The organism is Kitasatospora sp. NPDC059599 (assembly GCF_042735125.1).
GTDB lineage: Bacteria > Actinomycetota > Actinomycetes > Streptomycetales > Streptomycetaceae > Kitasatospora.
In genome coordinates, this window is the sequence record NZ_JBHWCL010000063.1 from 30,309 (window position 1) to 48,474 (window position 18,166).

Sequence of the window (18,166 nt, forward strand, 5' to 3'; positions counted from 1 at the left end):
CTACGGGATCGCCGAGTTCAGCGGCTGTTCCCGGGAGGGACACACGCCGGAGTGGAACCTCTCGAACGGCTCGGTCGTCGACAGCGGCCAGGACATGGTGTGTGAACGAGCCACAGTGAACCCCGCAACGGTCTCCCGGTGCCTGCCGTGCCCCGGCCCGGGCACCGGGACCGCTGCGCGCACGCCAGAGCCCACAGTCCGCGCGCCGGACGCTGCCCGGCCGGTCAAGTGACCGTCGCCCGCCCTCCACGTCCGAAAGGCCGCGGGGTGGGGCGGTTTCGGCTGGCGTGGGTTGTCGGAGGCCGAGTGCAGGATACGGGTCATGTCCTCACACGAGATCTCCGCCACGGCGGGCCCGGACCCGACCGCCGTGGTTCGCAGCACCGACTGGGCGGCGCTCGCCCACGCCTACGGCCCGGCCGTCACCACGGCGGACGACCTGCTCGGGCTGCTGCAGGAGGATCCCGAGGTCCAGGCGGAGTCGTTGGGCCGGCTGGAGATGTCGGTTCTCCATCAGGGCTCGCTCTACTCCGCGACCGCGCCCGCGGCCCTGTTCATCGCCGGGATCCTCCCCGATCCGTGCACGCTGGCCGTCCACGAGAGCTTCTTCCCCTGGGACGACCGCCGGCGGCCGCTGAGGGCGGCGTTGCTGGACTGGCTCGGTCAGTTCGCCGAGTCCGCGGCCTGGGACGACGAGGACCTCGCCGATCCACAAGACACGGACGAGGCGGAGGAGTTGGAGGCCGTGCACGCCTGCCGGGCCGTCCGGCCACAGATCCTCGATGCCGCCCTGCGCTTCCTCGACGACCAGGACGAGACGGTCCGCGAGGCCGCGCTCGGCGCCGTCACACACCTCCTCACAGCCGACGACCTCGCCGACCGCATACCCGCCGCCGCGGACCGCCTGGAACACATCGCCCGCAACCGGGGACGACGCCGCGAACGCGCGGGCACACTCCTCACCCTGGCCCACTGGGGACGGGACACCGCACCGCTGCTCACCGACGACGACCCGGCCGTGCGCACCTGCGCCGCGCTCGGCACCGCGGACCCCTCGGCGGCCGGCGTCCTGCTGGCCGCGCTCACCGATCCCGTGGCGGTGGACAGCTGGTTCGAGGAGCCGCTGCCGCAGACCGACGGCCGCTTCCGCTTCACCGTCCTGCGGGCACTGCTCGACCGCGCCGAGGACTTCGAGCAGATCCTGCCCGCCGCCCTCGCCCTCGTCCCGCTGTGCAGCCAGCACACCGTCGACCGGGATTGGGGCCCGCTGCTCGCCCTCGCCTTCCCCGAGCCCCACACACCCGCGACCCCGCTGACACACGCGCAGAATGCCCTTCTGGCAGCCCTGGTGGACCAGGACCGGTGCTGGGGGCCGATCGCCAACCGGGACGCCTGGCTGCGTTCGGCCGGCCTGCCCGCAGACCGCAGGGACCTGCGAGCCCTCGTACACAGCGCACGGGACCGAACCACAGCGTCCTGACGACACGACCGACCGGCCGCCTGCACCCGTGCCCGGCCGGGCACGGGTGCTCGGCGGAACTCGGTCACCTGGCAGCGGGCAGGGCCTTCGCGACCCGGCGATCCGGATACCCGGCGACCCGGATGCCCGCTGACGGTGACCGCGCCGCCCGGCGGCGACTGTTCAGCCGGTGCAGGCGTAGTCGAAGGTGGCCGATCCGCTGAGCTGCTGCGGGGTCAGGATCTCGACGGTGGCGGTCGCACGCAGGGTGCCCGGGCCGTCGAAGGTCCAGCGCAGGACCAGGTCCACCCGGCGTTCGCCGGACTGCACCGGCTGCACGAGTTCGCCGGAGGACGTTCCGTCGCTGCGCAGCCAGCGGTAGTGGATGGTGCCGGGGTTGCCGTTCGTGGTGACCGTGGCGGTGAGGACGGCCGTTCCACCGCAGGTCGGTCCGGCCGCCGGGGCGGCGGTGACGGAGACGCCGGTGAGGCCGAGCGGTGGATCTGCGCGGCAGCGGGTGAGCAGCACGGCCAGCAGGACGAGCAGGACGGCGGCCCAGACCAGCCAGCCGAAGGCCCGGCGTCGGCGGGCCGGCGGTACCGGGTCGCCGGCCGGCGCTTCGCCGCGCCACACCGCGGCGGCCTGCGGTGGTACGCCGGGGCCGAAGCGGCGCAGCTCCGGCGCCGGTGCGGGAGGTGCGGGAGGTGCGGGAGGTGCGGGAGGTGCGGGAGGTGCGGGGGTCGGCGGGGTGGGGGCGGGGGTGGAGTCCCAGACGGTCGGGTCGAGGAAGGTGGCGCTCTCGTGGTCCTCCCCCGTGGGTGCCTGGGGCGGCTGCACGGGGGTGGGCCGGGCGGGGGTGGAGTCCCAGGCGGTGGGGTCGAGGAAGGTGGCGCTCTCGTGGTCGTCCGGGGCGGGTCCGCCGCGGTCGGACGGCGCGGTGCGGCCGGGCGCGCCCGGGGCGAGGCGTTCGGTCGGGTCCTGGTCGGGTGTGGATCCTGACGGGGGCACGGGTGGACCTCCTGGGGCGGTGGGGTGCGGATCAGCCGGGCTCGTGGCAGGAGGGGGAGTACAGCTCCCGGTAGGCCGTCGGGGTGCTCCCGGCTGCGGGTGTGGTGGACACCCGGACGCCCCACTGGAGGCGGCTGTCACCGGTGCCGAACTGGTGGTGGACGGTCAGGGTGGTGCGGCCGGTGCCGAGTTTCACGGTGTCGGTGGCGACGGTCTCGCTCGGGAACTGGGGGGCCGAGTTGTGCATCCAGCTGAGGACGAGCGTGGCGCCGGGCGGGCCGGAGGTGACCACGGTGACGGTGGCCTGGATGCCGTAGCCGCCGTCGCAGGCGATCGAGTCGACGTTCACCGACGCCACCCGGACCGGCGGCGGGGTGGTGGGCGGTGTGCTGGTAGGGGGCGTGGTGGGCGGGGTGGAGCGGCTCGCAGGAGGGCTGGTCGGGGCGGTGTGGGGCGGTGGCGGCGGCGGTGGGGGCACGGAGGTCACGCGATCGGTGGGCGCACGCGACGGGGTGGGGGCGGGCCGCCCGCTGGGGACGGGGCCGGGGCCGGGGCCGGGGCCGGGGTCCGTCGTGGGGGTGGGGCCGGGCGCCGGGTCGGTGGTGGGCGGGCCGGAGGGCGGGGACGTAGGAGAGATCGGCGGCGAGAGCGAGGGCGACGGCGAGGGCCGCCCGGTGGGGGAGGGCGTCGGGTCGGGCGGCGGTGGGGCGGTTGCCCGGGCCGGGTCCAGGGTGGTGGTGATCCGGGGCATCGGACTGCCCGTCAGCGTCCGCTCGCCCCGGTCGGTGACGCCGGCCAGCGCGACCCCGCCGATCACGGCCAGCGCCAGGCCGCCCGCCACCACGCCCGCCGTCAGCCGGGCCCGTCTTCGCGGGAGCGGTCGCCGTACGGTCCCGAGGACGCCGGGATCCGCGGGTGCGGCGGGTGCGGTGGGAGGCGCGGGGACGGCGGGGGCGACGACGGCTCCGGCGAGCTGGGTGTGCGCCAGCGCCGTCGTCCCGGCCGGCGCGGGGCCGCCGGGGCCCCGCGGCAGGAGCAGGGCCAGCAGGGCGACCAGGGCGGCGAGGTCCTCGTGGCCGCGTTGCTCCCACTGCTCGCCGTACCCGGCCGTCGCGGCCCGGTCGAGCAGCCGGACGAACTCGGCCGCGCCGGCCGGCCGGTCCTGCGGCCGTTTGGCGAGCCCGGCCAGGACCAGCGGGCGGACGTGGCCGGGCACCAGCTCGTCGGGGATCCGGGACTCCCGGTGCTGCACGGCGAGCGCGCCGATCGTCCGCCCGGTGAAGGGTCGCTCGCCGGTGAGGCACTCGAAGAACGTGACGGTGGCCGCGTAGACGTCGGCGGCGGGCGAGGCCGGGGCGCCGTCCCACTGCTCGGGCGCCAGGTAGGCGGGGGTGCCGGAGATGTCGCGGCCGGACCCGCGGGGGACGGCGATGCCGAAGTCGACCAGCTTGGAGGTGCCGTCGGTGGCGACCAGGACGTTGGCGGGCTTGTAGTCCCGGTGCACCAGCCCGGCCGCGTGGGCGGCGGCCAGTCCCAGGAGGGAACCCTTGAGGACGACCAGCGCCGCCTCGGGCGAGGTCGCCGCCTCCTGCTTGAGAAGCGTGCGCAGTGACACGCCGTCGACCAGCTCCATCACCAGGGCCGCGTGCGGCCCGCCCTCGACGTACTCGTAGAGCCGGGTGACGTACGGGGAGTCGAGCCGCGCCAGCGTCTGCGCCTCGGTGCGCAGGGCGGGGCCGGCGGCGGTGTCGATCAGGTACTTGATGGCGACGTGCGTGCCGGTGGGGTCGTGGAGGGCGAGCACCACGCGGCCGTAGGCTCCCGCGCCGAGCTCCCGCAGGTGGGTGTAGTCCGGCAACTGCCAGTCGCCGGCTTCCCGTACCGCTTCGTCGTCCATCGCCAACCCCCACGCCTCGTCCCGTCCGGCGGCCGTCGCCCGGATCGCGGCCGCTGCGATCGACGCGGCCGTGCAGGCCCGGGTTCCCGCGTGCGGTGCCGTCCGAACCGCCGGTGCGGCGGGGCCGGCGACGGCGGGGACGTTCCCGCAGGCAGACCGCCCGTCCGGCCGGACGGCGATCGGAAACACACGGGCGCACAAGGGAGTTGTGCGCCGCTGCGGCCCGCGCCGGGGGCGCGCCGCCGCACCCCCGGGCCGGTCGCCGGCCGGGAGGCGGGCCAGCCGCCGGGGCGGGGGAGTGGGCTCCCGGGTGCCGCGCGCATCAGCCGGCGGATCACCCGCCTCTGACCTGTCGGTCCGGCGCTCGTGGCCGAGGGCGAGGTGACGGCCGTCCCTGGCCTTCCCGCCGTGCCACCCGGCGGCACCCGCGGGCTGCTGCACGACGGGCAGATCCGGCAGTACAGGCTCTGACCACGGGCGACGGAACGGCGTGCGAGCGCGGCAAGGCTGCTCGGGAAGTCCGCGAGCCCGTCCGGGTCGGGCGGAGCGGAGAAGACACCGGACACGGACCGGCTGCGGGCGACATCACCCGGCGACTCGGTGGTGAAGTCAGCGAGTGAGTCACGGAACGCGCCAGTGATCGACCAGCCGACCACTTCACCGCTCCACCTGCGGCAACAGAATCAAGTACCGGACGATCCCCAGGAGTTGTACGCGGTTCAGTGGGACTCGCCGCTCTCCCGGTGGCGATCCGGAGCGACCGTCACCGGACCTGCGCACATGCTGGTCGCCGACCGACGAGGAGCCCGGCCGGCGGTCGGAGAGGTCAGCGACGTCGTCACCGCGGCATTGCTCCGGAGACCACGCGCCCTTACCGCCGCGCCCGTGCCCCGCACGCCCGCGCTCGGATCCAGGCCCCCGCCGTCGTGCCGACGCCCACGGGGTCAGCGAAGCAGCGGCGCCGCTCCGTGCTCGCCGATCGCGGCTTCCAGGTCACGGGCGTGCCGCACGGCCTGCTCGCGGGAGACGAACGGCAGGGTGAGCGTGCGCGGCTCCGGGCCGCCGACCTCGACGGTCAGCCGGTAGCCCGGCTTCCTCCGCACCCGGCGCACGACGGCCGACACCAGCCGCCCCGCACCGATCAGCACGGCGGCCACGAGGCCGACGATGAGGCCGCCGGGCTGGACGGCGCCGGCCGTCCAGTCCTGGCGCACCCCGTCGGGCCCCCGCAGCCGCAACACCACCGGCACGCCGTCGGGCCCGACGACCGGCTCGTGCAGCGGCTGACCGGACATGCGGTCCGGATCCCCCGGGATGACGCCCAGCCGGGCGCCGTTCGCGTTCTCGCTCCTCTTCGCGTTCCCATCCCCGAGCCCGTCGGCCCGCAGTGCCAGGAGCCGGTGCCCGACCTCCTCAACGGCCTTCCGGTCCCGGCCGGTCGTCGAGTGCAGCAGCAACTCCTCACCGTCGCGCAGCCGCAGCACGATCGACCAGAAGTCGACCCCGTCGCTCCCCCGCCCCTCGCGGACCGCCACCTCCTCGACGTCCTGCCAGGGGGTGCGGCGAGCCCGCCCCAGCGACCGTGCGGTGATGCCGTTGCGGTCGATGACCAGCCCGGCCCGGGCCATCCGGACGCACCACACCGCACTGATCACCAGGAGCACGGCGGAGAACGCCTTCCCCCCGGGCGGCGCGGCGGACACCCCGGCGAGCGCGATCACCAGGTACAGCGCACCCGCGGCGACGAGCACCACTCTCGCGGGCTCAAGACTCTTGACCGGCTCCATCGGACCCCCGTGAACTCCTCCGACGACACACCACCACTGACGCGTCGCCAGATCGGACGACGCCCGCGCACTCCCGGTTCCCGGCCCGAGCCGGCCCCCTTCTCCGTGCGCGGGGGATCCGCTCTCCGCTGGAGAAGAAGGACACCGAGGACCAACTCGGCGCCCCAGCAGCGCATCAGACAACGTTTGCCCGGTCACGGGAGATCGCTTCATCGACCGGTGGGAGAGTGTGGCCATGGAGACGGCCGACCGCGCGCCGGCGGCGGACGCGACCGTGGTTGAAGAGCCGTGTCCCGACCGTGACCGTGCCGGTCACGAGGATGGGGAGCACCGTGCCGGGAACGACCGGCCACCTGCGAGCCGTGGCGCGGTCACCGGCCTGCATCTATGGCGTCCCCGTGCCGGCCGGTCTCCCCGCGGTCCTGATCACGACGCCAGTGACGTGCGGTGACGCAGACCTGAGCACGGGTACTCGGATGTGGGCTCAGGCGGTCCGTCGCCTGCCGCCCGACCCTGTTCGGCCTCACCGACTGGCCGGGCCGGGCGGCACACGGGGTGGGTGGACCTGTAACGGCGACCCCGCGCGGCCGTCCATCATCTGTCTACCGGTTCTTCGTACTTTTTCCTCACCTGGTCGGCGACGCGAGGGCGTCGCCCGCAGGACGAGAACGAGAGGAAGACAGTGAAGAAGAAGAAACTCGCCGGCACCTTGATGGCCGGCGCCGCACTGGCCGCCACCGTCACCATGGCCACGCCCGCCGACGCCGTGGTGCAGCAGGGCTGGGCGCACGTCCTGAACCTGGGCACCGGCCAGTACCTGGACGACTACGCGCACAACACCAACCAGGGCGCCCCGGTGTACACCTACGCGCAGACCGGGCAGTCCAACCAGTGGTGGTGGGTGGCCAACAACGACGGCAACACGGTCACCTTCTCCTCCTACGAGACCCAGCAGTCCGGCGGCCTCGGCGCCTGGTGGTACCGCAACCTCACCCGCGACAGCGGCAACGGCGGCGTCCTCGGCCCCCAGCAGCGCTGGGGCGCAGGCATCGGCTTCGGCACCCTGCCCGGTGAGGAGCGCTGGTGGTACGCGAACGGTGACGCCGGGACGTACATCCACTCCAACGCCTGGAACGGCGACTGCCTGACCGCCCACGCCGGAAACCAGGTGACGGTCGAGGGCTGCCGCACCGGCGACCACACCCAGCAGTGGGTCATCAGCTACAGCTGACACACCAGAAGGGAAATCCCGTCGTGAAGAACATCAGAAGGATCCTCACCGCTGCCGGGCTGTCCTTGTCCGTCCTCGCCGGCGTGTTCGCCGTGGAGGCCCCCGCACAGGCCGCCGTGCCCCGGGGCTGGGTGCACGTCCTGAACATGGGCACCGGCCAGTACCTGGACGACTACGCGCACGACACCAACCAGGGCGCCCCGGTGTACACCTACGCGCAGACCGGGCAGAGCAACCAGTGGTGGTACGTCACCATGACCTCCACCAACACCGTCGTCTTCTCGTCCTACGAGACGCAGACGTGCACCGACTTCTTCTGCACCACCAAGACCTACCAGAACCTGCGCCGCAGCTTCAACAACACCGGCGAGCTGTCCGAGAAGAACCCCTGGTACGACCCGTACGACAACACCGCGACCAGGTCGCGCTGGTTCTACGCGGCCGGCGACGCCGGGGCGTACATCCACTCCGCCGACGGCGACCAGGGCTGCCTGACCGCCCACGCCGGAAGCCAGGTGACGATCGAGGGCTGCCGCACGGGAGACCACAGCCAGCAGTGGGCCGTCATCTACAGCTGACCCGCTGCGGTGGGCCGCGTCCCGCACACCGGGCGCGGCCCACCCGCACGTGTCGATCACGCCTGCCGGATCGAGGCGTTCCCGCTCCGGCCCGTCCCCGCTCCGGCCCGTCCCCGCCGGGTGCGTCCTGTCGATTCGGACCGGCCGGGAGTGGCCGCCGGACACGATGCGCCCGGGTGTCCGACTCTGCCGGCCCGAGCCGGTCCCCGCGAACCGCGCCGCCCCGGCACGCCGCGACGCCGTATGTGTCGGGGTCGGGCACCGACTCCGAGGTGGCCTCAGACGCGTGGCGGTAGGACCTCGATGATTTCGGCAATGCCGGCGGCTGGTCCGGCCTCGTGCATGGTGATCACATCGCCGGGCTTCAGATGCTGCCACTGCTCGGGTCGCAGGGGAGCCAGTCGGACATCGGCGGTCTCTCCCGGGCCGAGCTGCGGTGCGAACTCCACCCAGAGCCGCGCGATGTTCAGATCCTGCCGCCCGGCGGCGTCGCGGTGACCGATGTCCCACATGGGCCTGAGCCGGCCGTCTCCCGAGAAGGCGCTCCGGCGTCCGCCCTCGTCCGAGCCCAGCAGGGCCAGGGTCGCACGGATCGTGCCGTGCCGGACTTCCCAGCCTCGCCACTCGCACCAACGGCGGCTCCGGTCGAGCATCATCTGCCGAGCGGCCTCGGAGAGCATCTCCCAGAAGGTGATGGATACCGGATGGACATCCGCGATCTCGATGAGCATGTCGAGCGCCATCTCCCATTCCTGGAGCTCGATCTCCCCGCGAACGTCTCCGGCTGTCCGGCCGTTGTCCGCCACGGCGTCCTCGGGCAGGAGGTCGGTGGCTCGCCGAAGGAGTGTGAAGGCGTCATCCATGTGCTGGATTGTTGCCCGTCCCGGGCGCTTTGTCACAGGTGACCGGGCAGGGCGCAGCGGCGCGCTACACGCCCGGACACCCGGCGCGGACGGAGCCCGACGTCGACGGGCGGGTGCGGACGGGAGGACGAGCTCGAACGGCTCCGGGCGCTGATCACCTCGGCGGTCCGGACCGGAAGCGGGAGTTCGGCCTGAACCGCAAGTCCCCGGAGATCGCCGAGGTGCTACCCCTGCTCTACCTGCACGGCCTGTCCTCGGGCGACTTCGTCCCGGCGATGGAACGGTTTCTCGGCTCCTCAGCCGGGCTGTCCCCAGCGACGGTGACCCGGCTGACCACCCAGTGGCAGGCCGATCATCAGGCGTTCCAGGAGCGTGACCTGTCCGGTACCGACTACGTCTACGTCCGGGTCGATGGCATCCACCTGCGCATACGTCCGGACGAGGCCAAGGCCGCAATCCTGGTGGTCATCGGAGTGTGCGCGGACGGCACCAAGGAACTGGTCGCGATGGTCGACGGCTACCGGGAGTCCTCGGAGTCCTGGGCCTCGCTGTTGCGGGACTGCGCGAGACGGGGCATGCGCGCGCCCGTGCTCGCGGTCGGCGACGGCGCACTCGGGTTTTGGAAGGCCCTGCGCGAGGTCTTCGCCGGCACCCGCGAGCAGAAGTGCTGGGTTCACAAAACCGCCAACGTCCTCGACGTCCTGCCGAAGTCGGCCCGGCCGGCGGCGAAGAAGGCCCTGCGGGACCTCTACAACGCCGAGGACCGCGAACACACCGAGCAGGCCATCAAGGCCTTCGCCAAGCTCTACGGAGCGAAGTTCCCCAAGGCCGTCAAGAAGATCACCGACGACCAGGACGTGCTGCTGGAGTTCTACGACTACCCGGCGGAGCACTGGATCCATCTGCGGACCACCGACCCGATCGAGTCGACCTCTGCCACCGTCCGGCTCCGCACCAAGGTCACCAAGGGCGCCGGCTCTCGCGCCGCCGGGCTCGCGATGGTGTTCAAGCTCGTCGAGTCGGCCCAGGCCCGCTGGCGGGCCGTCAATGGCGCCCACCTCGTGCCACTTGTCCGCGCTGGAGCCCGCTTCGAACGCGGAGCCCTGATCGAGCGTGACCGGGCGGCGGCATGATTGCCACGATGCGCGGAAGTCAACGGTCTCTCCGATGTCAGCCGGGCGATAATGGTCCGCCATGACGAGCGATGAGTACTCAGCCAGTCCGGCGCTGCGCCGGATTCTGGCTAAGGCAGGCGGACCGGAACTGTTGGATCTGCTGGCCAAGGGGTTGACCGGGACGGATCTGACCACGCTGCTGCTGGAAGTCTTCCGGCGCCGCGCCGATCGGCTCACCCCGGCCGAAGTGATGCGGCGCTATCGCACCGACCGGTTCGTGATCCCAGCCCCGACAGAGTTCGCGCAATTGCGACGAGCCGAAGACTCCCTGCTCTCGGCGCTGCCCGATGACTTCCAGATGCTCACCTTGGCCCCGCTCGTACCCCTGGCGGCGCATACAGCTGTCGCAACCGTCGACCCGCGCAAGGTCGTCGCCACCATCCGTGGCAGCGAGGTCGCAGCCGACCCGACCAACGCACTGGCCCTGGAGGCAGCCCAGCGGAGATCCCAGGCCCTGGCCGCCGATCCCCGCTCGGCCGTGCCAGTCCGGCTAGCCGCCAGCCAACGAATCGTGCGCGCCCAGCACTTCGGCGCGCCCGGTATGCTCGCCCACTTCCAACTATTCGCCCTGGTGACTGCCGGCCGGGACACCGGCAGCCGGACCTTCGAGCAACAGCACCTGGTCGAGCACCTACATTTCGCCGTCCGGGCGATGGCACGTGCCGGAGTAAGTCAGACCGAGATCCACATCACCTGCCTCGACGAGGCCGCCGCTCCGATCCTGGCGCGCACGCGCACAGAGCTGGCCGGAACACCGGGCGTTGACATCATCGACGATCCCAACCGGGTGACCGGACGCGGCTACTACACCGACCTGTGCTTCAAGATCTACGCCACCATCCACGGCCGGCAACTGGAGATCGCGGACGGGGGGTTTGTCGACTGGACCCAGTGCCTCACCGGAAACCAGAAAGAACGCCTCCTGATCAGCGGATTCGGCGTCGACCGACTCGCCACAACGCTGACGCCACCCACCGACACCGACCCGTCACCTCCGCGCCAGACCAGCTAGCAGATCCACAGGTATTGACAATTGCTCGACCATGGCCAGCAGGGGCAGGAGTTGGGTGACGTCGTTGCGGTTGCCGCGGGTCAGTGACAACGTCGGTCAGCTCGGAGGCGCCGACCTTGGCCGGTTGACCCCCGCGGGTGCGGGGAGGAGTGTGCTGGAGCCGGTGAAGGGCTTCATCGACGCGATGCTGCGCGAGGACCTGGACGGGCCGCCGAAACACAGAAGCACAGGATCGTGCGGATCATGGAGCGTCTGGCCGCGGAGCACGACTTCGAGCCAGGTGTCCTCCTCCCCGCCTGCCGCGGCCCGTACACCGCCGCCAGCCAGGTGAACGGGCCGCGCGGGGCCGATCGCCGCCCGGCTGCCGGCCGGTGGCGCCGACCAGTGCCGGGACAACCCACTCGCGGGGTCCCTCGCCGCCATCGACCCCTGATCAGCTCGACTCCGCTGGCCGTGACTTCGCCGCGCGACCGCGCGGTGCCGGGGGCGCTGACAGCGCGGACGTCGCACAGCGCCCCGGGCGCGCCGATGGCCTTCACCGAGGCGGGCAGGGCGTCAGGTCGCCGATGACTCCGATCCGGATGCCCAGCCATGGGTAGGTGTGGTTGAAGAACACGTTGTCCTGGGGCTGCAGTCCGACTGCCGACGGCCACATCTGGTACGCCGAAGCGTTGGAGATTCCGCCATGCAGCCGCCGCCAGACGCGCTTGGAGTTCTGTCCGGACGGGGGCGCCGTGATCGTGTCGGTCCATTCGACCGCGTTGCCGCCCTGGTCCAGGGTGCCCCACGGTGACGTCGTCCTGGCCTGGCCGACCGTACTGAGGCTGCCCTGGTAGACCTCGGCGTAGGCGCGGGGGTCGAGCCCGATCGGGTTGACGGTGGAGCAATCCTGCGGCCGGACCTGCGCCGGGCACCAGCTCGGTGCGGGCATGCCGGTGGCGTGGTAGGAGGCCAGTGGCTGGGTCGCGGCGTTGGTGACGTCGCCGGTGGCGGGATCGAGGACCGTGGGGTGCGGAGCAGTCGCTTCGCCGTCGCCGAACACTCCCGGGTTGGTCGGGTACTTCCAGTACGAGTAGGTGCCACCACCACGCGGGTCGTAGTAGGCAGCCTTGATCCACTCGTCCTGGCTCGGCAGCACGAAACCGGAGTCGCGGGTTCTGGCTGCGTCCGGGCGAGCGAGGTCGTACATGCCGTCCTCGGTCCGCGGCGACAGTTCGACCCGGTAACTGACGTAGTGGAAGTCTCCGCTGGTGCTGGTGGTTGTCGAGAGCAGCCGACCGTTGAAGAGCGAGTTGACGAAGCGCGCGGCTCTCAGGAAGTCCGCGAATCCGTAGGGCTTGTCAGCCCACTGCGGGTAGGCCACCGAGTAGTGCCGGCCGGCGCCGGCACCGGAGGAGAAGTTGATCTGCCCGTACTTCGGCCACAGCGTCGAGCTCTCGGTCTCGTCGTAGAGGCCGTGGGGGTCGCGTCCGTTCGGATCGGCCGTGTTCAGGAACGCCACCCACTGTTCAACCGTGACCTCGAACTGCCCGATCTGGTAGGGGTAGCCGACGCCGCCGACCATCAGGCAGTCACCCAAGGTGGCGGGGGCGTCGGCACACGACTGGTAGATGGCGTCCGTGAACGGCACGACACCAACCGCGGGATTGCCGGGCGAGCCGACCACCGCGGTGGTCATCGTGACCACCGCGCCCGCGCCCACGGCGCTCCCGGGCAAAGGCTCCCCGGCGGCAGCCGCACCGGTGCCGGCCAGGGCGGCCGGGGCCAGCAGCGCCGAGGTCCCGCAGATCGCCGTAACGGCCCGGCGCAGGCGAGATCGGCTGGAAACGAATGGCATGGGGGCACACATCCTCTTCGACCACGGGACCCGCCCCGACACCAGGACGGCATCGAGCGGTCTGGACGATCCACTTGTGACCGAATGTATCTGCATAACCACTCCACGCACTCGATTGGCGTGCACAACCGGCGCAGACACCCGAGTAGCCCCTCGAACCGATGGCGCCTCACCTCTCGGGCACGCCAGCGGACGGGGCCTCGGCCACGCTGGTTGCGGGTGGCGGGCGGCGCGCACCAGCGGCAATGCCCCGTCCACCGCACTGCCCGGCAGACCACGGTCGCGCAGCGGCGCGGCCCGCGCGAACCCGAACCGATCGCCGACGTGTTCCTCGCCCTGGTGGCCGCCCACGGCTGGACCCTCGGCACCGCCGGCGGAGGCCTGCGCGACCACTGGCCCACCATCGTCGGCCCCGCCGCCGCCCACTGGCACCTCGCCGGCTACGACCCCACCACCCGCCGCCTACGCGTCGCCGCCGACTCCCCGCCCTGGGCCGCCCAGCTGCGCCCCAACGTGCGCCGCATCGTCACCGCACTCGACCGGCTGCGGCCCGGCACCGTGACGGCCATCGACGTCCGTGTCGGCCCCGCTCCCGTGGTGCAACACGACCAGGACCCCGACGACCGGCCCACCCGCCGTGACGAGCGGCCCGCCGCGCAGCCGGCCCGGCTCCCGCTCGCCGACGACCCGCGCGAACGCATGATCACCCAGAAGATGCCCGGCACGGTCGCCCAGCGCCTCTACGCGGCCCGCGACGCCGGCGCCCCCCGGGCCCAGCAGGAGGCGATCCTCGCCCAGGCCCTCGGCGAGCACTACTTCAAGGACGGCGGCCGCCGCGCCACCGGCCTCGACGTCGAACTCAACGACATCGCCTGGATGGACGTCGAGCTGTAGTCCCAGGGCCGGCCACGGGTCGTCACAGGCACCTGTGACTGAGCGCTTCAGCTAGCCAGTGAGCCGTTGAGTCGGCCACCTGAGTGGCTGGTGGTCCCGTGGTCGTGGACCACCAGCGCGCCGTTGTCAGTGATACCGGATACGGTGCGGCTCGTTGGGCCGGACGGAGATCGTGAGGGACTCGCGGCCATGAGGGGTGGGTGGGAAGGTCCCCGGCATCCAGCTCGGGACTGGATTGGTATCCGCGTCCCCACCCCCCGTCTCTATTGAGCCGGGACACGAGAATTGGAACCAGGGCCGTGCGCTGACCTGGCGAGTCTGAGCTTGCGGGACACGCTTGCTGGAACCACCTGGTCATGCTTCTTGCAACCCGTGGTGGCCTGCCATTCACGTTGGAACCGGCGAGATCCGCAGCGGAGCGTCTGGCGGCGCCCTGTCAGGAGCGGCCGAACCAGCGGCGCTTTGGCCGGGGCTGGGGAGCGGCGTCCTTCGCCGGGGCCGTAGACGGGTCGTCGTACTCGCGGGAGATCACCTGGACCTGGCCCGACTCGGGGTCGTGGCGCACGGTGTCCAGGCCCTGGTGGTCGAGCTCGGCGATGGTTTCGGCGTGGGTGGTGGTGTTCAGGGCGAGCATCCCGACCTTCGAGTGCTTCGGGCCGAGCTCCACCTCCTCGCGGAGCAGGATCTGCATCAGGCGGTTGGCGGAGGCCGATGGCAGGTCCTCGTCCACGGCCACGTGCAGCATCAGTTGTTCCTCGCCGCTGGTCGGCCACCGGACGTGCGCCACCCACGCCGAGCGGACGGCGGGGAACTCGCGGACCCGTCGAGCCAGTGCGTCTCGCAGGGCGACCGCCACCGGGTCGGTGGACCAGTCGAGCTTCATCTCCGCCCCGGACCCGTAGGTCGCCCAGTCCCGCAGCACCTGCTCGGGAAAGATCGCCTGTCCGTTTCCGGAGCGGACCCCGAGCACGGCGACGCCGGTCTTCTCCAGGATGTCCCTCAGTCGCGCCGCGTCGCAGTGCACCATCCCGGCGGCCGCCGGCAGCAGTTGCGTGCCGAGCGCCGCGTCGGTGAACCCGAGCAGCGTGGGCGGCTGCTTGTCGTCGGGGAGGAACATCACCGATCCGGTGTCGGTGACGGGAACGAACGCCCCGCCTTCGAACAGCGCGGTGAGCACCGCCTCCGGCGCGGGCTCGTGCCCGTCCGCACGACGGTCGAGAAGGTCGGCGAGACTTACGTTCGAATGCTCGATCACGCGTGCAGCGTAGTGCCCGGACGGCCACCGCCGGCCCCGCCCCATCGGCATCCGACCGGCGCTCCGGTTCCAACAATCGTGACCGAGTTCCGACTGACGTGTCACGGCTCATCTATCGGCCTGGCCAGTCGTCGCTCAACTGGCCAACCCCCACCGCTCACTGGCCAACTAAAGCGCCCAGTCACAGCACCGGGGCCGGGGACGCCGAGCCGGCGCATGGCGTGCCCGCACCGCCGTAGGCGTCACCAGGGCCATCGAGACGACCGGCATCCAGGGCCCGGGTTTCAGGAGGGGAACGGGGCTGGGTGTGGCGAGGTAGGACGGAATTCAGTTGCGATGAGGATCCGGGCCCCGGTACTTCTCCCACAGCGGCGTCCGGTCGGAGCTGCGCCGGTAGCGGTCGCCGCGTCGGTTCGGCGCGCATCGGCCTCGCGTGAGCAGTCCGGAGCTGTCACGCGCCCGGGTCACATCTTGTGCACCTCGACCGAGAAGCCACGGGCGAGGACGCCGTTGAGGTGTTCCGCGTGGGCGCCAAGCCACTGCTCGGTAGGGACGCCCGGGGCGCTGATTCCAAGGAGTACATAGTCGTCGGAGTTGGCGGCGCTCTGGCCACAGATACAGCACAAGAGACGCTCGACCATGGTGTTCGCGGGGCTTGCGACGTTGGGCACGAGCGGCAGAGTAACGCGCGCAGGTCGTTTGGTACGGGGGATTATCGCTCTCGGAGGTCCGGGTCAGCCGCTGGATCAGCCGTCGGCTGCTCCGGCTGCCTGCTTCGGCGACGCCACCCCACCGCTGGGGCCGTCGGCTGCCAGGCCGCGGCGCTGGACGGGCCGCCTGGGCACGCAGGACGCCGAGCCGCTCGCCATGGCCTGCTCGAAGCCCAGGCCTGGCCCGTTTCCTCGGCCCGCTCCAAGGAGGCCCTGGTGTTTCCGGTGGCATTTCTGGGGCGGCGCCAGCCTGGCCGCCGCCCCGCCGCGTTCGGTGGCCCGCTGCGGCGCCGGTCTGTCGCCGGCTGAACCGCCCCGCACACACCCCGCCGACCCGGCCGGCCAAACCGAACGCAAGGCTTGCGGCTCAACTCATTCTGAAACGATCAGTTACTCGATCTTGATCCACTCGATCTTGTACGCCACGAAGGGCTCCTTCCACGTGTCACTTCCGGAGCGCAGGGGGTAGGTACTCCACTTGCCGATGCCGAACTCGATCGCCGGGTCGTTGATTCCGGGCTTGTACCGGACCCTCACGACGTTGTTGCCGGAAGCGACGTAGGAGACTCCGTAGATGGCGACATTCTGTTCACCGGCGTTCGCGAAGCAGATGGATCCGCCCGGAGCCTGGATGCTGAACACCTTGAAGAGGTCGGTCCTCGCCCCGCAGCCCGTCCGGGTGAGGGCGTGTGCGGGAATGGCGGTCGCGACGGTGGTCAGCAGCGCCAGGGCTGCTCCATCCACCCCGCGTACAAGGCCGCGACTTATCTGACGTTTCATCACAAGGTCCTCTGGTTGGGTTTGGGAGTGACGTAGATCTGCTGGTTTCACGCGGTGGCAGCGCAGCAGGGTTGCCCGCTCGGTCCCGTGATTTGCCCGAGGTCGGTCCAGAGGAACTGACGCTGTCTCAATTTCTGCAACACCGGCAACGGGCGCGCCGAGCACTGCCTCGCAGTCTGGAGACCGAGGTGGCTGCATAGGTGGGTACCGAGACCACTTGTCGGCTGGTCTGGAGAGTGCTGGTCGTCCGTGCGCGTGGGGAATGTTGGTGAGCTCCTGCAGCACCGGTTGCCGCCGCGGGCGAGGCCCGTGCGCACTGGCAGACCGAAGCCCTCCGCCTTCAGCAGGTAGCTTGCCGGCGGCCACGCGGACCGCACCTGGGACAAGCGGATGCGCGAGCTGATCCGACCCGATGTCCTCATCCTGGACGACTTCGCGACCGACTTCACCGCCGAGCAGGCCGCGACCGACATCGGGGCCACCTGGAGCCGGTACTCCGCTGAGCGTTGGCGATGATGGCGCTCTCCGAAACTGGCTCCGACCGTGCCTGCGTGAACGGAGCCGAGTCGCACCCCGTCAGGCCGTGGACTGGCCGTTGACGTGGTACTCCTCGGAGGGCAGCGAGTCCCATTCGGTATGGTGGCCCGGCGACTGGCGGCCGCATCTTCCAGCGAGCGCACAGTGTTCGCGGCCGGCGTTGCTGAGCGGCTGCTGGGTGCGCACGAGGCGCTGCCCGAGAACGAGCAGGCGCCCTTCACCCTGAGCCTGCGTCCGCTGCTGAACTCCGTCTGGGAGGGCGCGTTGGGCCACACGACGGCCTTCAAGGCCGTCAACCGGGCGATGGCCGACTACATGCTCAGCGAGTACTGTCACAACGACGGCCAGGACGGCCCCGACGACGCCGTCGAGGACGCCGCCGCGACGGTGCTGCTCGCAGCGGACACCTACCTGCACGGAGTCGCGGAGTTCGCCGTCTGGGCCAGCCGTCGCGCGGTGGAGATCGTTCATCGGGGTGCCGAGTCGCATTCGCCCGAGCAGCTCCTCGCACACCTCCACGACGGGGCGGACCTTCCGGACCCGGAGAAGGCGCTGGTCCCGGATCTGCTCGTGGAACTCCGCCGCCAGCTTCGCGATCTCGACCTGATCGCGGGCCGGGCCGAGGACCTTCGATACTCCCGGCTGGGGCTTCCGATCGACGTCTCGATCCGCCTGCGCGTCGAGCTGCGTGGTCCGCTCTCGGTGCGGGACTGAGCGGCCCGGGCCAGGTTCGCCAGGACGCCTTCGGGTCATGCGGTAGCTGCCTCTGTCAGTGGGGCGGCTGCGGGAATGGCGGTGTTCTCGTCGAACCGTTCATGGTGCTGGAGGCAGTTGCGGAGCTGTCCGGGCAGGCGGTTGAAGAGATGGCGTTGGGCGGCGGCGTGCCAGTGACACCGTCGTGCAGCACGGCGGCGACATCCTGGTGCAGCACAGCGCGTCACCCTGCTGCAGTGCGACGACATCCTGGTGCAGCAGCGGCGACACCGTCGTGCAGAACCCCCCTGACCCCACCGGCGGCGGTGTTTGCCGCAGCCGCGGTCGCCGATGCTCCCGTTCGTGGCGGACAGTCCCGGGATGGCCACGAGCCTGCGCTGGACCTTCGCCGTGATGGGCGCGGTCTCGCTCGCCACGATCCGTCAAGAC

At 71.5% G+C, this 18,166-nt stretch carries 15 protein-coding genes and 1 pseudogene; 8 read left to right on the forward strand and 8 right to left on the reverse strand.

Going from position 1 to position 18,166, the window contains the following annotated elements; genetic code table 11:
* Window positions 1-322: 322 nt before the first annotated feature.
* Entirely contained in the window at window positions 323-1,480 is a 1,158-nt protein-coding gene (locus ACFV04_RS22325) for a HEAT repeat domain-containing protein (protein WP_380531465.1), read from the forward strand.
* Between the two features lie 162 nt (window positions 1,481-1,642).
* Here the strand turns inward: ACFV04_RS22325 and ACFV04_RS22330 are convergent, their stop codons facing one another.
* From ACFV04_RS22330 to ACFV04_RS22340, 3 genes are all read right to left on the reverse strand, one after another.
* A complete protein-coding gene (locus tag ACFV04_RS22330; protein ID WP_380531468.1) occupies window positions 1,643-2,467 on the reverse strand; it encodes a hypothetical protein in 825 nt (274 codons plus the stop codon).
* A gap of 31 nt (window positions 2,468-2,498) precedes the next feature.
* Entirely contained in the window at window positions 2,499-4,364 is a 1,866-nt protein-coding gene (locus tag ACFV04_RS22335; protein WP_380531471.1) for a serine/threonine-protein kinase, read from the reverse strand.
* Between the two features lie 944 nt (window positions 4,365-5,308).
* Complete coding sequence (locus ACFV04_RS22340) at window positions 5,309-6,151, reverse strand: PH domain-containing protein (protein WP_380346086.1); 843 nt, start codon at window positions 6,149-6,151, stop codon at window positions 5,309-5,311.
* A gap of 682 nt (window positions 6,152-6,833) precedes the next feature.
* On the opposite strand from ACFV04_RS22340, the gene ACFV04_RS22345 reads away from it, so the two are divergent.
* Both ACFV04_RS22345 and ACFV04_RS22350 read left to right on the forward strand, forming a co-directional pair.
* Entirely contained in the window at window positions 6,834-7,382 is a 549-nt protein-coding gene (locus ACFV04_RS22345; protein ID WP_380531474.1) for an RICIN domain-containing protein, read from the forward strand.
* A gap of 23 nt (window positions 7,383-7,405) precedes the next feature.
* Window positions 7,406-7,960, forward strand: a complete 555-nt coding sequence (locus ACFV04_RS22350; protein WP_380531477.1) for an RICIN domain-containing protein — start codon at window positions 7,406-7,408, stop codon at window positions 7,958-7,960.
* 278 nt (window positions 7,961-8,238) lie between these two features.
* On the opposite strand, the gene ACFV04_RS22355 is transcribed toward ACFV04_RS22350, so the two are convergent.
* On the reverse strand, window positions 8,239-8,823 hold the full coding sequence (locus tag ACFV04_RS22355; protein WP_380531480.1) for a hypothetical protein: 585 nt from the start codon (window positions 8,821-8,823) through the stop codon (window positions 8,239-8,241).
* 197 nt (window positions 8,824-9,020) lie between these two features.
* Here ACFV04_RS22355 and ACFV04_RS22360 point away from each other — a divergent pair.
* Window positions 9,021-9,956, forward strand: a pseudogene (locus ACFV04_RS22360) (IS256 family transposase); the annotation flags it as partial.
* Between the two features lie 61 nt (window positions 9,957-10,017).
* Window positions 10,018-11,010, forward strand: coding sequence for a hypothetical protein (locus ACFV04_RS22365; RefSeq protein WP_380346094.1), 993 nt, complete (start codon window positions 10,018-10,020; stop codon window positions 11,008-11,010).
* Between the two features lie 535 nt (window positions 11,011-11,545).
* On the opposite strand, the gene ACFV04_RS22370 is transcribed toward ACFV04_RS22365, so the two are convergent.
* Window positions 11,546-12,847: a hypothetical protein gene (locus ACFV04_RS22370; protein WP_380531483.1), complete on the reverse strand. Its 1,302-nt coding sequence runs from the start codon at window positions 12,845-12,847 to the stop codon at window positions 11,546-11,548.
* 219 nt (window positions 12,848-13,066) lie between these two features.
* Between ACFV04_RS22370 and ACFV04_RS22375 the strand changes: the two genes are divergently transcribed.
* Window positions 13,067-13,741 carry a DciA family protein gene (locus tag ACFV04_RS22375; RefSeq protein ID WP_380531486.1) on the forward strand — a complete coding sequence of 225 codons (675 nt, stop codon included), beginning with the start codon at window positions 13,067-13,069 and terminating at the stop codon, window positions 13,739-13,741.
* 436 nt (window positions 13,742-14,177) lie between these two features.
* Here ACFV04_RS22375 and ACFV04_RS22380 read toward each other — a convergent pair whose 3' ends face one another.
* The 3 genes from ACFV04_RS22380 to ACFV04_RS22390 form a co-directional block, all read right to left on the reverse strand.
* Window positions 14,178-14,996 (reverse strand): hypothetical protein, encoded by an 819-nt coding sequence (locus ACFV04_RS22380; RefSeq protein WP_380531489.1) that lies wholly within the window; start codon window positions 14,994-14,996, stop codon window positions 14,178-14,180.
* Between the two features lie 464 nt (window positions 14,997-15,460).
* On the reverse strand, window positions 15,461-15,667 hold the full coding sequence (locus ACFV04_RS22385) for a hypothetical protein (RefSeq protein WP_380531492.1): 207 nt from the start codon (window positions 15,665-15,667) through the stop codon (window positions 15,461-15,463).
* A gap of 429 nt (window positions 15,668-16,096) precedes the next feature.
* Window positions 16,097-16,450 (reverse strand): beta/gamma crystallin domain-containing protein, encoded by a 354-nt coding sequence (locus ACFV04_RS22390; protein WP_380531495.1) that lies wholly within the window; start codon window positions 16,448-16,450, stop codon window positions 16,097-16,099.
* Between the two features lie 426 nt (window positions 16,451-16,876).
* Here ACFV04_RS22390 and ACFV04_RS22395 point away from each other — a divergent pair, with 426 nt between their 5' ends.
* Entirely contained in the window at window positions 16,877-17,002 is a 126-nt protein-coding gene (locus ACFV04_RS22395; RefSeq protein WP_380531498.1) for a hypothetical protein, read from the forward strand.
* A 120-nt stretch (window positions 17,003-17,122) separates the two neighbouring features.
* Complete coding sequence (locus ACFV04_RS22400; protein ID WP_380531501.1) at window positions 17,123-17,737, forward strand: hypothetical protein; 615 nt, start codon at window positions 17,123-17,125, stop codon at window positions 17,735-17,737.
* Window positions 17,738-18,166: the final 429 nt, after the last annotated feature.

What these genes read in the sequence shown, in the direction of transcription:
- ACFV04_RS22325 (WP_380531465.1), top strand. Translation starts at nt 323, where the DNA reads ATGTCCTCACACGAGATCTCCGCCACGGCGGGCCCGGACCCGACCGCC.
- ACFV04_RS22335 (WP_380531471.1), bottom strand. Translation starts at nt 4,364, where the DNA reads ATGGACGACGAAGCGGTACGGGAAGCCGGCGACTGGCAGTTGCCGGAC.
- ACFV04_RS22340 (WP_380346086.1), bottom strand. Translation starts at nt 6,151, where the DNA reads ATGGAGCCGGTCAAGAGTCTTGAGCCCGCGAGAGTGGTGCTCGTCGCC.
- ACFV04_RS22355 (WP_380531480.1), bottom strand. Translation starts at nt 8,823, where the DNA reads ATGGATGACGCCTTCACACTCCTTCGGCGAGCCACCGACCTCCTGCCC.
- ACFV04_RS22365 (WP_380346094.1), top strand. Translation starts at nt 10,018, where the DNA reads ATGACGAGCGATGAGTACTCAGCCAGTCCGGCGCTGCGCCGGATTCTG.
- ACFV04_RS22370 (WP_380531483.1), bottom strand. Translation starts at nt 12,847, where the DNA reads ATGCCATTCGTTTCCAGCCGATCTCGCCTGCGCCGGGCCGTTACGGCG.
- ACFV04_RS22395 (WP_380531498.1), top strand. Translation starts at nt 16,877, where the DNA reads ATGCGCGAGCTGATCCGACCCGATGTCCTCATCCTGGACGACTTCGCG.
- ACFV04_RS22400 (WP_380531501.1), top strand. Translation starts at nt 17,123, where the DNA reads ATGGTGGCCCGGCGACTGGCGGCCGCATCTTCCAGCGAGCGCACAGTG.